Origin of the sequence: Streptomyces stoeckheimensis, from assembly GCF_045822005.1 — a bacterium.
GTDB lineage: Bacteria > Actinomycetota > Actinomycetes > Streptomycetales > Streptomycetaceae > Streptomyces > Streptomyces stoeckheimensis.
Genome location: NZ_CP169550.1, coordinates 655,188 through 667,977, shown reverse-complemented (window position 1 = coordinate 667,977; position 12,790 = coordinate 655,188). Strand labels below are relative to the sequence as shown.

Below are 12,790 nucleotides of genomic sequence, written 5' to 3'. Positions count from 1 at the left end.
CACCTCCAAGGGGTGGACGAGGGCTGTGGACGGGGTCAATGTGTCACACGATCGCACCATGGCGTGTCGCGCCGAAATGACGTAACGGGCCGGAAGAGCGCGTACGTCCACGCCGCCCGGCACGTCACGGGATGAACGGCCCGCGTCCCAACTGGTCGCGGACCGGTATCACCTCGGGGTTCACGAGCGAGCGGCGCTGCCAGTTCGCCCCGTCCACCACGAGGGTGTGGCCGGTGATGAAGCGGGCGTAGGGCGAGGCCAGGAAGGTGGCGGCCCAGCCCAGTTCGCGCGGTGCGCCGACCCGCAGGGCGGGCTGTCTGGTGTCCTTGTCGTCCGGGGCGGCCCGCTCCAGGCCGCCCCGGATGTCCTGCGTCATGTCCGCGTGCGGGAACAGCCCCGGGACCAGGCCGTTGATCTGGATTCCGTACGGTCCCCACTCGACGGCGAGGGTTTCGACGAGGTTCTTCACCCCCGCCTTGGCGGCGGCACTGTGCGCATAGCCGGGACCGCCCGTCCAGGCGTACGAGGCGCCGATGTTCACGATGGACCCGGCGGTGCCCGCGGCGAGGTGGCGGCGGCCGAACTCCCGGGTCACGAACCAGGTGCCGGTCAGGGTGATGTCGACCACCGCCCGCCAGGCGTTGGGGGACAAGTCCTCGGCCGGGCAGGGGAAGTTGGCGGCGGCGTTGTTGACGAGCACGTCCGGGACCCCGCCGAAGGCCGCCACCGCCGCGTCGAAGACCTCGGCGACCCGCTCGGGGTCGCGGATGTCGCAGACGGCGGCCGTCACCCGGCCCGCCCCGGGGACGGCCGCCAGCTCTTCCTGAGCGGATTTCAGCTGCTCGATCCGGCGGCCGGCGATCACCAGATCCGCGCCGAGCCGCGCGAACTCGGTGGCGATGGCTTTGCCCAGCCCGGTCCCGCCGCCGGTCACGAGGACGGCCCGGCCGGTGAACGTGCCGGGCGGCAGGGCGGCCGAACCGAGCGGCGGGGGCGCGGGCAGGCCGCGCAGAGGGTCTTCCGGTCGGCCATCGATGTTTTTCATGCGGCCATCGATAGCGTGCGAACGCTCAGAGCGCCATGGCCCGGACAGCGGCCGCTCGCCCGGGCCCGCGGCTGCGGCATCCCGGGGGAGGAGGCGGGTCCAGGACCCCGTGCGTCGGTGCGGTGTCCGGGACGCAGGTGTCGGGCACCGGATGTCCCGGTACCGGTATCTTCCCGGATCCACGGACCGCTTTCGGGGATCTCGTCCGGCCCCACCGGTTCACAGCAGTGCAAGCGACCGCTTAGTATGCCGCGAGGCGTGGTTCCCGTCGGCGGCTGGAGGCCCCGGATGCAGGCATGGCGAGTACACACCCCCGGCGAGCCCCGCGAGGCCATGTGCCTCGAAGAGGTTCCCGAACCGGTGCCCGGCGAGGGCGAGGTGAGGCTCAAGGTGCTCGCCGCCAACGTCAACTTCCCCGACGCGCTGCTCGTGCGCGGCCAGTACCAGATCCGCCCGCCGCTCCCCTTCACCCCCGGCGTCGAGATCTGCGGCGAGACCGACGACGGCCGCCGCGTCATCGCCAACCCGAGCCTGCCGCACGGCGGTTTCGCCGAGTACGTCACCGCCCCCGCGCGCGCCCTGCTCCCCGCCCCGGACACCCTCGACGACGCCGAGGCGGCCGCCCTGCACATCGGCTACCAGACGGGCTGGTTCGGCCTGCACCGCCGGGCCGGTATCCGGGCCGGCGAGACCCTCCTCGTGCACGCCGCCGCCGGCGGGGTCGGCAGCGCCGCCGTCCAGCTCGGCAAGGCCGCCGGAGCCACCGTCATCGGGGTCGTCGGCGGCAAGGCCAAGGTGCGCACCGCCGAGGAGCTCGGCTGCGATCTCGTCATCGACCGCACCAGCGAGGAACTGGTCGCCCGGGTCAAGGAGTTCACCGGCGGCCGCGGGGCCGACGTGGTCTACGACCCGGTCGGCGGCGAGGCCTACACCGCCTCGGCCAAGTGCGTGGCCTTCGAAGGCCGGATCATCGTGGTCGGCTTCGCGAGCGGCACCATCCCCGCGCCCGCGCTGAACCACGCCCTCGTCAAGAACTACGCGATCCTCGGCCTCCACTGGGGCCTGTACGCCGCCAAGGACCCGGCCGCGATCGCCGCCTGTCACGCCGAGCTCACCCGGCTCGCCGCCGACGGCTCCATCAAACCGCTGGTCAGCGAGCGGGTGCCGCTCGCCGGAGCCGCGGACGCCGTGCAGCGCCTCGCCGACGGAACCACCACCGGCCGGCTGGTCGTCGTACCGGCCCTGGACGCCACGCTTCCCGCCTCCCCCGCGGGGGGCTCCCGATGACGGCCGCCGCGCCCACCGCCGACCGGCTGCTCGCCCGCGTACGGGAACTGCTCGCCGCGCACCCGCCCGCCACCACCGATCGCGCGGCGTTCCTGAGTGCCCGCTTCGACGCCGGACTCGCCTGGGTGCACTACCCCGAAGGCCTCGGCGGCCTCGGTGCGCCCCGCTCCCTGCAGGCCGTCGTGGACGCCGAGCTGGAGGCGGCCGGAGCCCCCGACAACGACCCGCGCCGGATCGGCATCGGCCTCGGCATGGCCGCGCCCACGATCCTCGCGTACGGCACCGAGGAGCAGAAGCGGCGCTTCCTGCGCCCGCTGTGGCTCGGCGAGGAAGTCTGGTGCCAGCTCTTCAGCGAGCCCGGCGCCGGCTCCGACCTGGCCGCCCTCGGCACCCGCGCGGTACGCGAGGGCGGGGCCGACGCAGGAGACGGTGCCGGGGACGGCGGAGACTGGGTGGTGGACGGCCAGAAGGTGTGGACCTCCAGCGCCCACACCGCCCGCTGGGCCATCCTGATCGCCCGAACCGACCCGGCGCTGCCCAAGCACCAGGGCATCACCTACTTCCTGTGCGATATGACCGCGCCCGGCGTCGAGGTGCGTCCGCTGCGCCAGATCACCGGCGAGGCCGAGTTCAACGAGGTCTTCTTGACCGGCGTACGGATCCCCGACGCCCACCGCCTCGGCGAGGTGGGCCAGGGCTGGGCGGTGGCCCGCACCACCCTGATGAACGAACGCGTCTCCATCGGCGGCATGCGGATCCCGCGCGAGGGCGGAATGATCGCCCCGGTCGCCGCCGCCTGGCGCGACCGGCCGGAGCTGCGGACGCCCGACCTGCACCAGCGGCTGCTGGAGCTGTGGGTCGAAGCCGAGGTCGCCCGGCTGACCGGAGAGCGGCTGCGCCAGCAGCTCGCCCAGGGCCAGCCCGGGCCCGAGGGCTCGGGCATGAAGCTGACCTTCGCCCGCCTCAACCAGGAGATCAGCGGACTGGAGGTGGAACTCCTCGGCGAAGAGGGCCTGCTGTACGAGGACTGGACCCTTCGCCGCCCCGAGATCGTCGATTTCACCGGCCGCGACGCCGGCTACCGCTACCTGCGCGCCAAGGGCAACAGCATCGAGGGCGGCACCAGCGAAATCCTCCTCAACATCGTCGCCGAACGCGTCCTCGGCCTGCCCGCCGAGCCGCGCGACGACAAGGACCTCGCCTGGAAGGACCTGGCCCGATGAGCTCTCCCGCCGCCGCTCCGCTGGACCTGCTGTACTCCGAGACCGAGGAGGAACTCCGCACGGCGGTACGGTCCCTGCTCGCCGCCCGCTGCGACTCCGCGGCCGTCCTGGCCCGGATCGAGGGAGCCGAGCCCCACGACCCCGAACTGTGGCGGGTGCTCGCCGCCGGGATCGGCACGGCGGGACTCCTCGTACCGGAGAAGCTGGGCGGGCAGGGGGCGGGCCACCGGGAGGCGGCCGTGGTCCTGGAGGAGCTCGGCCGGGCCGCGGCGCCGGTCCCGTACCTCACGAGCGCGGTCCTGGCCACGGAGATCCTGCTCGGCTGCGAGAGCGCGGAGTCCGCGGACCTCCTGCGGGAGCTCGCGGCGGGCAGCCGCGTCTGCGTGCCCGCGCTGCCCCTGACCCTGGCCCCCGGCGCGCCCCTGCCGGCACCGGTACGGGACTCCGGCGCGGGCTCGTTGAGCGGGAGCGTCGGCTCCGTCGCCGACGCCGTCTGCGCCGACGTGCTGCTGGTGCTCGCCGACACCGGGCTGTACGCCGTACCGGCCGACGCGGCGGGGGTCTCGCGGACCCCGCTGGTGGCGCTGGACCTGACCCGCCCCCTGGCCACCGTCCACCTCGACGGAGCCGCCGGAACCCGGCTCGCCGACCCGGCCACCGCCCGCGCGGCCATCGCCGGAGCCCTGCTCTCGGGGGCCGGGCTGCTCGCTTCGGAACAGCTCGGGATCGCCGAGTGGTGCCTGACGGAGACGGTGGCGTACCTGCGCACCCGCCACCAGTTCAACCGCCCCCTCGGCTCCTTCCAGGCCATCAAGCACCGCCTCGCCCGGCTGTGGCTGGACGTGGCCTCCGCCCGCGCGGCGGCCCGTGCCGCGGCCGACGCCCTCGCGACCGGCGCCGCCGACGCGCCGCTCACGGTGGCGGTGGCCCAGGCCTACTGCTCGGGCGTGGCCGTCCGGGCCGCCGAGGAGTGCGTGCAGCTCCACGGAGGCATCGGCATGACCTGGGAGCACCCGGCGCACCTTTATCTCAAGCGGGCCAAGGCCGACTCCCTGGCCTTGGGCACGGCCGGTCACCACCGCGGCCTGGTCGCGGACTTCGCGGAGCTTCCGGCCCCGTAGGCGGCGGGCCGGTCGTCGCCCAGCGGGTCGTTACCCCAGGAACGCCGCGACGGCCGCCGCGAACCGTCCGGCATCGTCGACCCAGGGGCAATGGCCGGCTCCGGCCTGCACCGAGAGCGTGGCGTCGGGGAACAGTGCCGCGAGCTCGGCCGTCGACCGAGGGGGACTGTTCAGGTCGAACTCCCCGGTGAGCAGCAGGACGGGTGCCCCGAAGGCCGCGAGCGCCGACCGGGTGGCCTCCGGGGCGAAGGCGCCGTCGGCGCCGAAGTGGGCGACGGCGTCCCGGTTGACCGGCCGGCCGGCGGCGTGGTGCTCCCGTGCCGCGCCGTCCCAGCGGCCGCAGAAGAACGGGGTGACGGCGTCCCAGTCGCTGCCCGTGCCCGCGGAGACCGCCTCCAGGGCGGCGAACGCCGCCGGGAACCACGGCTCGTCCTTGCGCAGCCGCGCCAGTTCGAGCCGCGTCGCGCGGGTGATCTCGATCCCGACGGCCCGGGTGCTCGGGCCGATCAGGGCCAGCTTGCCGATGTTGCGGGGGTACCGGGCCGCGTACCCCATCGCGACGTTCGCCCCGGCGGAGTGGCCGAGCAGGTCCGTCCGGGCGAGCCCGAGGTGTGCGCGCAGCGCCTCCACGTCCTCGACGAGCCGGTCGCAGCGATAGGAGGCGGTGTCCTCGGGCACCGCCGACCCGCCGGTGCCGCGGGGGTCGAGGAGGATCAGCCGGCGGTGGCGGGACAGGCCGCCGAGGTCTCCGAGGTAGCGGGAGTCCGTAGGGCCTCCGGGGATGCAGAGGAGCGGGTCGCCGTCGCCGATCGTGCGGTAGGCGAGCCGGGTTCCGTCGGGTGCGCAGAAGGTGGGCATGGACGTAGCCTGCCAGTCATAACCAGGTTGTACAACCTGGTTATGGTCGCGTGCCTCCGGAGCGCGGTTCCGGTGTATAACCGAGCTATGACAGGTGAAGAGGGTGCGCGCCGGATCCCCGAGTCGCTGACGGAGGAGCAGGCCGGACGGATGCTGGCGGAGATGAACGAGGTCATCCGCGCGGGCGAGGAGATGCGCAGGCTGCGCACCGAGATGATCAAGGTGTTCACCGGTCTCGGCTGGACGCAGGACAAGATCGCCCAGCTCACCGCCATGAGTCAGCCCGCCGTGTCGAAGCAGGTGGCGAAGTACAAGGCGGAGGACCCGCTCCCGCCGATCGGACTCTCCCTGGACCAGGGTGACGCGCCGTGGCTCGAAGGGCGCCTGTGGGGCCTGGCCGAGGAGATCGCCGAGGCGTACCCGGACACCGCGCGCTGCGCCCGCCACGTCGATGCCATCGCCCGCGGGAAGAAGCGCTTCACGCCCCGGGACGTGGACGAGCTGCGACGCCTCGTCGAGGAGGACCTGAGGCTGCACCGGGAGGACCTGCCCGGCGGCTACCGGGAGGCCTACGACGCGATCAGCCGCGGCCTCGACGTCCCCTCGGGAGCCACCGCGGACACCCCGGCCTCCGTGCGCCGCACCCTCGCCCACCGGATCCAGCGCGACCGGCTCGGCGACGGCGCCTGACGGGGCGGGACGGGATGAGACGGTTCGGTTCGGTTCGGGAGGGAGTGAGGACGGGGCCCGGGTGCACCCGCACCGCCGCTCTGGCCGAACGGCCGATGCGGGCACCCGGGCGGATCCGGCAACCTCTACGGGTCCCCTCACCCCGCCCCTCGAAGGAGGCGTCGTGCTGCACGCCCTCTACCTCCTCGGCATCGCCGCCTTCGCCGCCTCCGGCGTCCTGGCCGCCCACCGGGCCAACATGGACCCCTTCGGCGGGCTCGTCCTCGCCTTCGCGGCCAGCATCTCCGGCGGAACCCTGCGCGACCTCATCCTCGGCCGGCACCCGCTCTACTGGACCCACGACTGGGTGCTGCTCGTCCTCATCGGGTCCGTCGCCGTCGCCACCATGCTCTACCTGCGCCGCCGCGAGCTCCCGCACCGCGCGCTCATGGTCGTCGACGCCGTCGGACTCGCCGTGGTCACCGTGATCGGCGCCCGCGCCGCCATCGACGCGCACGTCACCCCCGTCGCCGTGCTCATCCTGGCCGTCCTGACGGGCGTCACCGGCGAAGTCGTCCGCGACGTGCTCTGCGGGGAGTTCCCGCCGCTGCTGCTCCGCGAAGAGGTGTACGCGACCGCCGCCCTCGCCGGGGCGCTCTCCTACCTCGGCCTGCACTGGGCCGGCGTCCCGGACACCGCCAACATCGTCGTGTCGGCCGGCCTCGTCTTCGCCCTGCGCATGACCGCGATCTTCCGCGATCTGCACCTGCCCCGGCTCCAGCGCACCACCGCCTGATCCCTATCCTCGGTCGGATGGACCCCTCCCTCCCGTCCCTCACCCGGATCGACGACGCCGCCGCCCTGACCGCACACCGCGAGGAGCTCGCAGCCCTGCTCCTCGCCGTCGTGCGCGGCGGCTCCTCCATCGGCTTCCTCGCCGACCTCGACCACCGGGAGGCCGCCGCCTGGTGGGACTCCCTGCGCCCCGCCGTCGAGGAGGGCTCCCTCGCCCTGTGGGTGTCCCGGGGGCCGGACGGCCGGGTCGACGGCACCGTCAGCTGGAGCCGGGAGACCAAGCCCAACGGCCGTCACCGCGCCGAGGTCCGCAAGCTCATGGTCCACCCCGGGGCCCGCGGCCGGGGCACCGGCCGCGCGCTGCTCGCCGAAGCCGAGGCCGCCGCGGCCCGCGCCGGAGTGCTGCTGCTGTTCCTCGACACCGAGAGCGGCAGCGCGGCCGAGCGGGTGTACCGCGCCGCCGGATGGACCGAGGCCGGTTCCATCCCCGACTACGCCACCGACCCGGCCGGCCGCCTCGTGGCCACCACCCTCTACTACAAACACACCGAACAGGAGTAGGTGCTCCCGGTGACCTCGCCCGCCCGGCCGCGTTAGACCCGTAGCCACCGGCCACCGAGCGAGGGAGACCGTATGTACGCAGCACCCGCCGCACCACTCACCCGCCGCGCGGTCCTCCGTACGGCCTTCACCGCGGCCGTGTTCGCCGGCACCGCCGCGGCGCTGGCCCCCGTACTGCGGGCCCGCCGTCCCCGGCAGACGCTCACACCGGCCCCGCTGACCCCGGGGCGCGAGGAGACGTACCGCGGCCGGCACATCGCCGTCGACCGGGCGGGCACCGTCCGCATCGACGGCCGTGCCCTGCACGTCATGCGCCGCTCCGACGGGACGTACCTGAGCGGGATCAACCACTTCCAGTCCTACGCGACCCCGCTGGAACTGGCCCGCGCGGCCGTGGACGAACTGGGCACCACGCAATTGGCGTTCGCCGCCGCGCACCACGGGGGACAGGAGTAGCAGGGCGTGTACATCCGGCAGAACCAGAAGAACCTGACCAGGGCGCAGAAGAAGCGCTTCACCGCGGCCATGATCGAGCTCAAGCGCAACGGCACCTACGACGCGTTCGTCCGCACCCACGACAAGTACTTCGTCCCCGACCGGGACCGCAAACTGCGCGTCGGGCACATGTCGCCGTCCTTCTTCCCCTGGCACCGGCGCTACCTGCTGGAGTTCGAACGGCAACTCCAGACCGTCGACCCGGGCGTCAGCATCCCGTACTGGGACTGGACCACCGACAACAGCCCGGCCTCCTCCCTGTGGGCCGAGGACTTCCTCGGCGGCACCGGCCGTGCGAGCGACCGCCAGGTGATGACCGGCCCGTTCGCCTACGGCACGGGCAACTGGACGGTCACGGTGGGCATCACGGAGGCCGCCTTCCTCACCCGCAACCTGGGCCGGCCGCAGAACCCGATCAGCCTGCCGACCCCGGCCGAGCTCCAATGGGCGATCGACGATCCGCTGTACGACAGCTCGCCCTGGGACTCGACGGCCGGGCGCGGCGGCTTCCGCAACAAGCTGGAGGGCTGGGCCGCCCCGAAGAGCGAGAAGTGGCGCAACCACAACAAGGTGCACCAGTGGATCGGCGGCCACATGACCGGCGGCACGGCCCCCAACGACCCGGCCTTCTGGCTGCACCACGCCTTCGTGGACCTGCTCTGGGACCGCTGGCAGCAGCGGCACCCGGCCTCCGGCTACCTGCCCGCGGCCCCGCTCGCACTCGGTGACCTCCAGCGCGGCCGGGTGATCGCCCTCGACGAGCCGATGCCGCCGTGGGACGTCACCCCGCGCGAGATGCTCGGCCACCAGGGGATCTACCGCTACGAGTGAGCCCCGCGAGCGGGCCGTAGCCGGGCACGGCAGGACACCGGGAGATCAAGACACCAGGACACCAGGACACCAGGACACGAGGACACGAGGAAGGGCCCCCGCCGTCCGGCGGGGGCCCTTCGGGTCACCAGGCGATTCAGCCGCCGTAGTTGCCCTCGGTGTGGTGGCCGCCGTCGTGGCCCGAAGCGTTGATGCAGGTGTTGCCGAACGCCGGGTTCAGCAGGCCGATCACGTTGACGGTGTTGCCGCAGACGTTGACCGGGACGTGCACCGGAACCTGGAGCAGGTTGCCCGACAGGACACCGGGGGAGCCGACCGCCGCACCGTGCGCTCCGGCATCGGCAGCCGCCAGACCCGCGCCGGCGGCCAGGGCGCTACCGGCGGCAGCGGTGATGACGAATGCCTTCGCGATACGCGACATCAAGATCTCCTAGAGAGGAATGGGGGTGCCGCAGGGAAGAGAAGCTGCGGCGTTTGACATGGCATACAACGCGGAGAGCGCCCAAGGGTCACGGCCGATGGGCCGCTGGTGATCTCGGACTGCTACGAGCCGGCCGAGAAACGTGCGGAGGAGAAGTACGGGCGCACCGGCATGACCGCGCCCGGCGCCAGCACCTCCACCGGTGTGCCCACGCAGCCCGGCTCCCGGTACAGGGCCACCGAGCGGCCGGTCTTGTTCGTCACCGCCCGCCCGCCGCCGCCGAGGGCTTCCACGCAGCCCTTGGGGGAGTCGATGCCGTGCGGGCGGTCGTCCGTGCCGAGGTACTGGAAGGCGGGCCCGACGGCCGTCGGGGTGCCGAGGGCGGTGGTCGGGCCGTCGGCCGCGTACGCGCTGCCGCTGGCCGCCGCTCCGGCCGCGGCCGTGGCCGCGAGCAGCAGGACGGGGACCGATCCGGCCCGGACGAGGCTCCGAATGGGGTGGGGGAGAGACAGGGATCGCATGCTCCGCCCAACCCGGCGCGCCCGGGGCGGGGTCACGCCTTGTCACCCCGCGCATGCCTGTGCGACCGTGCGACCGGCGCCGTGCGGAACACCGCATTCAGCGGCCCCGGGGGGTCCAGGGCCGTGGATCCCACCCCCGGGAGCCCCGACCCCGGAGCCCCGACCGAGGAGGACGTGATGGCCGCAGCGGCGAGCGAGACCCCGGACCCGGACCGTCCCCGATCCCGTCCCAATCCCAGTCCCAGTCCCCGTCCCCGTCCCCGGGTCCGGACCGCCTTCGGCGTGGTCGAGGGCAGGACCGGGCCGGGCGGCATCGCCGTCTTCCGGGGCATCCCCTACGCCGCCCCGCCCGTCGGAGCCCGCCGGTTCGCCGCGCCCGAGCCGCCCGAGGCCTGGGACGGCGTGCGCGACGCGGGGGCGTACGGCCCCACCGCGCCCAAGGTGCCCTACCCCGAGACGTTCGCCGCGCTGCTGCCGGACCCCGAGGTCCCCGGTGACGACTGCCTGAACCTCAACGTGTGGACCCCCGCCCCCGTCGGCCGGGAGATGCCGCCGGCCCCGCTGCCGGTCATGGTGTGGATCCACGGCGGCGCCCTCACCCGCGGCTCCTCGGCCGTGCCCGTCTACGACGGCGCCGCCTTCGCCCGCGACGGCGTGGTGCTCGTCTCCGTCAACTACCGCCTGGGCGTCCTCGGCTACGGCCTCTTCCCCGACGCCCCCGCCAACCGCGGGCTGCTGGACCAGATCGCCGCCCTGGCCTGGGTGCGGGACAACATCGCGGCCTTCGGCGGCGACCCGGGCCGGGTCACCGTCTTCGGCGAGTCCGCCGGCGCCATCAGCATCGGCGCCCTGCTCGCCGCACCCCGCGCCACGGGCCTCTTCCGGCAGGCCGTCCTGCAGAGCGGCGCCCCCGAGGTACTGCCGCGGGACCGGGTGCGCACGATGGTCCGGCGGATGGCCGCGCTGCTCAAGGTCTCCGCCACCGCCGAAGCCTTCGCCGGGGCCGCCCTGCCCGATCTGCTCGCGGCCCAGGCGGCCGTGCTGCGCCGCTCCTCCCCGCTGCTCGGCGGCCCCGCCTTCGGCCTGGTCGCGGACCCCGGGACGCTGCCGCCCGATCCGCTCGCAGCGGCGGCCGCGCGGGGCGACGTACCGCTGCTGCTGGGCTGGACCGCCGAGGAGTACCGGCTCTGGCTGGCCCCGACCGGCACGATGCGGCTGCTGGACCGGCTGGGGCCGCTGTCCGTGGCCCTGGGCCGGATCCGCTCCGGCAAGGACCGGGCAGCCGTACGGGCCCTGCGCGCCGAGCGGCCCGGCGCGGGACCGGCCGACCTCCTCGGACACCTGCTCACCGACCGGCTGCTGCGCGATCCGCTGCGCGCGCTGGCGGGCGCGGCCGGGCGTAGCGCGCCGAGCTTCGTGTACGAGTTCGCGTGGCCCTCCGGGATCCCGGGCCTCGGGTCCTGCCACGCCCTGGAGTTGGGCTTCGTCTTCGACACCCTCGACGTACCGGAGGCCTCCCGGCTGGCGGGGCCGGACGCCCCGCGGGAGCTGGCCCGCGAGATGCACGCGGCCTGGGTGCGCTTCGCCGTCGACGGGGACCCGGGCTGGGCGCCCTGGAACGGCGACGGCCCGCCGAAGGTGTTCGGCGGGCCGGGGCGCGGGGGGCCGGAAGGTGCGGAGCCGGTGCGCGTGGGCGCGATGACTACTCGACGGGCCCTTCCATGACCTTGCTGATGAACTGGATCGGCCCCTCGCCCATGTTGGGCACGTAGGTCTTGGCGTTGTGCTGGCCGCCCTGGATGATCTTCAGTTCGGTGTGGATCGGGCCCTTGCCGTAGGCGGCGATGAACTTCTGCACGTTCGGCAGGGTGTTCTTGTTGCTCTCGTTGGTGCCGACCTGGAAGGCCAGGTAGACGTCCGGGCTGCCCTTCTTGTCGATCAGCCCCTTGGCGAGCAGCTCGGGGTTGTTCTCCGCCTTCTCCTTGTCGTGGCCGGACCACAGGGAGGAGTCGGGGACGATGTCGGGGCCGGAGCAGATCGCGGCCTTGAACTTGTCCGGGTGCTTCAGCACGGCCTTCAGGCTGGCGAAGCCGCCGGTGGAGGAGCCCATGTAGGCCCAGCCGTCACGGGACTTGACCGTGCGGAAGTTCTCCCGCATCAGGTCCGGGACGTCCTCGGTCAGCCAGGTGCCCATCTTGGGCTGGCCCGGGATGTCGGAGCCGTCCCAGTAGACGCCCTTGTCGTCCGGGCCCGGGTTCAGCACCGGCATGGCCAGGATGAAGGGCTTGCTCTTGCCCTCGGAGTACCACTTGCTGATGCTGGTCTGGAGGCCGAGGTCGGTGCCCATCCAGTAGTTGTTCGGGTAACCGGCGCCGCCGGGCAGCGCGATCATGACCGGGAAGCCGCTCTTGGCGAACTTCGGGTCGTTGTACTCCTTGGGCGCCCACACCCAGACCTTGCCCTTGAACCCGGACTTCTTGCCGGTGATCGTGGTGACGGCGACGTGCGTGCCGTCGGGCAGGGTCATCGAGTTCTTGAAGTCGGCCGCAGGGCCGGTGGGCATCGACATCTTCGAGTTCGGCGGCGGGGTGACCGCCGCTCCACCGGTGTCGCCACCGGCGGAACCGGACGGCGGCAGCTGCCCGAAGGAGACGGAGTCGCCCTTGTCGGTGAAGGGCGGTATCTCGTAGTGGCTCATCACGAGCGAGGCGACGGCCGCGAGCGCGAGGACGGAGGCACCCGCGATCACCCACCGCCGGACCCGGGACGGCCGGCGCGGCTCCTCGGGCCGATACGGCTCCGCGGGTCCGTACGTTCCCGCGGGTCCGTACGGCTCCGCGGGTCGGTACGGCTGCTGCTGTCCGTCGGGTGCGTGCGACATGTGCGGTGGCTCTCCGGCTGGTGCTGCCCCGTGGGGGCGGGGGTTGGACTGCTTTCGTTCGAAAGATGAGCGTACGTGCTCA

The 12,790-nt window shown here is 73.5% G+C and carries 14 protein-coding genes; 9 read left to right on the top strand and 5 right to left on the bottom strand.

Going from position 1 to position 12,790, the window contains the following annotated elements:
• Nucleotides 1–124: 124 nt before the first annotated feature.
• Nucleotides 125–1,045 (bottom strand): SDR family oxidoreductase, encoded by a 921-nt coding sequence (locus tag ACE1OC_RS03010; RefSeq protein WP_407835660.1) that lies wholly within the window; start codon nt 1,043–1,045, stop codon nt 125–127.
• Between the two features lie 288 nt (nt 1,046–1,333).
• Here ACE1OC_RS03010 and ACE1OC_RS03005 point away from each other — a divergent pair, with 288 nt between their 5' ends.
• The 3 genes from ACE1OC_RS03005 to ACE1OC_RS02995 are packed head-to-tail and all read left to right on the top strand — an operon-like array spanning nt 1,334 to nt 4,676.
• Complete coding sequence (locus ACE1OC_RS03005) at nt 1,334–2,332, top strand: NADPH:quinone oxidoreductase family protein (RefSeq protein ID WP_407835659.1); 999 nt, start codon at nt 1,334–1,336, stop codon at nt 2,330–2,332.
• Nucleotides 2,329–3,555, top strand: coding sequence for an acyl-CoA dehydrogenase family protein (locus ACE1OC_RS03000; protein WP_407835658.1), 1,227 nt, complete (start codon nt 2,329–2,331; stop codon nt 3,553–3,555). The genes ACE1OC_RS03005 and ACE1OC_RS03000 overlap by 4 nt, the downstream gene beginning before the upstream one ends.
• Complete coding sequence (locus ACE1OC_RS02995) at nt 3,552–4,676, top strand: acyl-CoA dehydrogenase family protein (protein WP_407835657.1); 1,125 nt, start codon at nt 3,552–3,554, stop codon at nt 4,674–4,676. Before ACE1OC_RS03000 ends, ACE1OC_RS02995 begins: the two co-directional genes overlap by 4 nt.
• 30 nt (nt 4,677–4,706) lie before the next feature.
• Here ACE1OC_RS02995 and ACE1OC_RS02990 read toward each other — a convergent pair whose 3' ends face one another.
• A complete protein-coding gene (locus ACE1OC_RS02990) occupies nt 4,707–5,534 on the bottom strand; it encodes an alpha/beta fold hydrolase (protein WP_407835656.1) in 828 nt (275 codons plus the stop codon).
• 87 nt (nt 5,535–5,621) lie between these two features.
• Between ACE1OC_RS02990 and ACE1OC_RS02985 the strand changes: the two genes are divergently transcribed.
• The 5 genes from ACE1OC_RS02985 (at nt 5,622) to ACE1OC_RS02965 (ending at nt 8,885) form a co-directional block, all read left to right on the top strand.
• Nucleotides 5,622–6,224 carry a sigma-70 family RNA polymerase sigma factor gene (locus ACE1OC_RS02985; RefSeq protein ID WP_407835655.1) on the top strand — a complete coding sequence of 201 codons (603 nt, stop codon included), beginning with the start codon at nt 5,622–5,624 and terminating at the stop codon, nt 6,222–6,224.
• A gap of 163 nt (nt 6,225–6,387) precedes the next feature.
• On the top strand, nt 6,388–6,999 hold the full coding sequence (locus tag ACE1OC_RS02980) for a trimeric intracellular cation channel family protein (RefSeq protein ID WP_389688074.1): 612 nt from the start codon (nt 6,388–6,390) through the stop codon (nt 6,997–6,999).
• Nucleotides 7,000–7,016: 17 nt separating this feature from the next.
• Nucleotides 7,017–7,559, top strand: a complete 543-nt coding sequence (locus ACE1OC_RS02975) for a GNAT family N-acetyltransferase (protein ID WP_407835654.1) — start codon at nt 7,017–7,019, stop codon at nt 7,557–7,559.
• Nucleotides 7,560–7,631: 72 nt separating this feature from the next.
• Complete coding sequence (locus ACE1OC_RS02970; protein WP_407835653.1) at nt 7,632–8,015, top strand: tyrosinase family oxidase copper chaperone; 384 nt, start codon at nt 7,632–7,634, stop codon at nt 8,013–8,015.
• 6 nt (nt 8,016–8,021) lie between these two features.
• Nucleotides 8,022–8,885 (top strand): tyrosinase family protein, encoded by an 864-nt coding sequence (locus ACE1OC_RS02965; protein ID WP_407835652.1) that lies wholly within the window; start codon nt 8,022–8,024, stop codon nt 8,883–8,885.
• A gap of 136 nt (nt 8,886–9,021) precedes the next feature.
• On the opposite strand, the gene ACE1OC_RS02960 is transcribed toward ACE1OC_RS02965, so the two are convergent.
• On the bottom strand, nt 9,022–9,306 hold the full coding sequence (locus tag ACE1OC_RS02960; RefSeq protein ID WP_250738105.1) for a chaplin: 285 nt from the start codon (nt 9,304–9,306) through the stop codon (nt 9,022–9,024).
• A 122-nt stretch (nt 9,307–9,428) separates the two neighbouring features.
• Nucleotides 9,429–9,827 carry a hypothetical protein gene (locus ACE1OC_RS02955; RefSeq protein ID WP_407835651.1) on the bottom strand — a complete coding sequence of 133 codons (399 nt, stop codon included), beginning with the start codon at nt 9,825–9,827 and terminating at the stop codon, nt 9,429–9,431.
• Between the two features lie 177 nt (nt 9,828–10,004).
• Here ACE1OC_RS02955 and ACE1OC_RS02950 point away from each other — a divergent pair, with 177 nt between their 5' ends.
• On the top strand, nt 10,005–11,552 hold the full coding sequence (locus ACE1OC_RS02950; protein WP_407841469.1) for a carboxylesterase/lipase family protein: 1,548 nt from the start codon (nt 10,005–10,007) through the stop codon (nt 11,550–11,552).
• Here ACE1OC_RS02950 and ACE1OC_RS02945 read toward each other — a convergent pair.
• Nucleotides 11,530–12,708, bottom strand: coding sequence for an alpha/beta hydrolase (locus tag ACE1OC_RS02945; protein ID WP_407835650.1), 1,179 nt, complete (start codon nt 12,706–12,708; stop codon nt 11,530–11,532). The genes ACE1OC_RS02950 and ACE1OC_RS02945 overlap by 23 nt on opposite strands.
• Between the last annotated feature and the right edge of the window lie 82 nt (nt 12,709–12,790).

Bases quoted from the DNA above. Each gene is read 5' to 3' on its own strand.
- ACE1OC_RS02945 (WP_407835650.1), bottom strand. From the start codon at position 12,708: ATGTCGCACGCACCCGACGGACAGCAGCAGCCGTACCGACCCGCGGAG.
- ACE1OC_RS02985 (WP_407835655.1), top strand. From the start codon at position 5,622: ATGACAGGTGAAGAGGGTGCGCGCCGGATCCCCGAGTCGCTGACGGAG.
- ACE1OC_RS02995 (WP_407835657.1), top strand. From the start codon at position 3,552: ATGAGCTCTCCCGCCGCCGCTCCGCTGGACCTGCTGTACTCCGAGACC.
- ACE1OC_RS03005 (WP_407835659.1), top strand. From the start codon at position 1,334: ATGCAGGCATGGCGAGTACACACCCCCGGCGAGCCCCGCGAGGCCATG.
- ACE1OC_RS03000 (WP_407835658.1), top strand. From the start codon at position 2,329: ATGACGGCCGCCGCGCCCACCGCCGACCGGCTGCTCGCCCGCGTACGG.
- ACE1OC_RS02960 (WP_250738105.1), bottom strand. From the start codon at position 9,306: ATGTCGCGTATCGCGAAGGCATTCGTCATCACCGCTGCCGCCGGTAGC.
- ACE1OC_RS02970 (WP_407835653.1), top strand. From the start codon at position 7,632: ATGTACGCAGCACCCGCCGCACCACTCACCCGCCGCGCGGTCCTCCGT.
- ACE1OC_RS02975 (WP_407835654.1), top strand. From the start codon at position 7,017: ATGGACCCCTCCCTCCCGTCCCTCACCCGGATCGACGACGCCGCCGCC.
- ACE1OC_RS02955 (WP_407835651.1), bottom strand. From the start codon at position 9,827: ATGCGATCCCTGTCTCTCCCCCACCCCATTCGGAGCCTCGTCCGGGCC.
- ACE1OC_RS02950 (WP_407841469.1), top strand. From the start codon at position 10,005: ATGGCCGCAGCGGCGAGCGAGACCCCGGACCCGGACCGTCCCCGATCC.
- ACE1OC_RS03010 (WP_407835660.1), bottom strand. From the start codon at position 1,045: ATGAAAAACATCGATGGCCGACCGGAAGACCCTCTGCGCGGCCTGCCC.
- ACE1OC_RS02990 (WP_407835656.1), bottom strand. From the start codon at position 5,534: ATGCCCACCTTCTGCGCACCCGACGGAACCCGGCTCGCCTACCGCACG.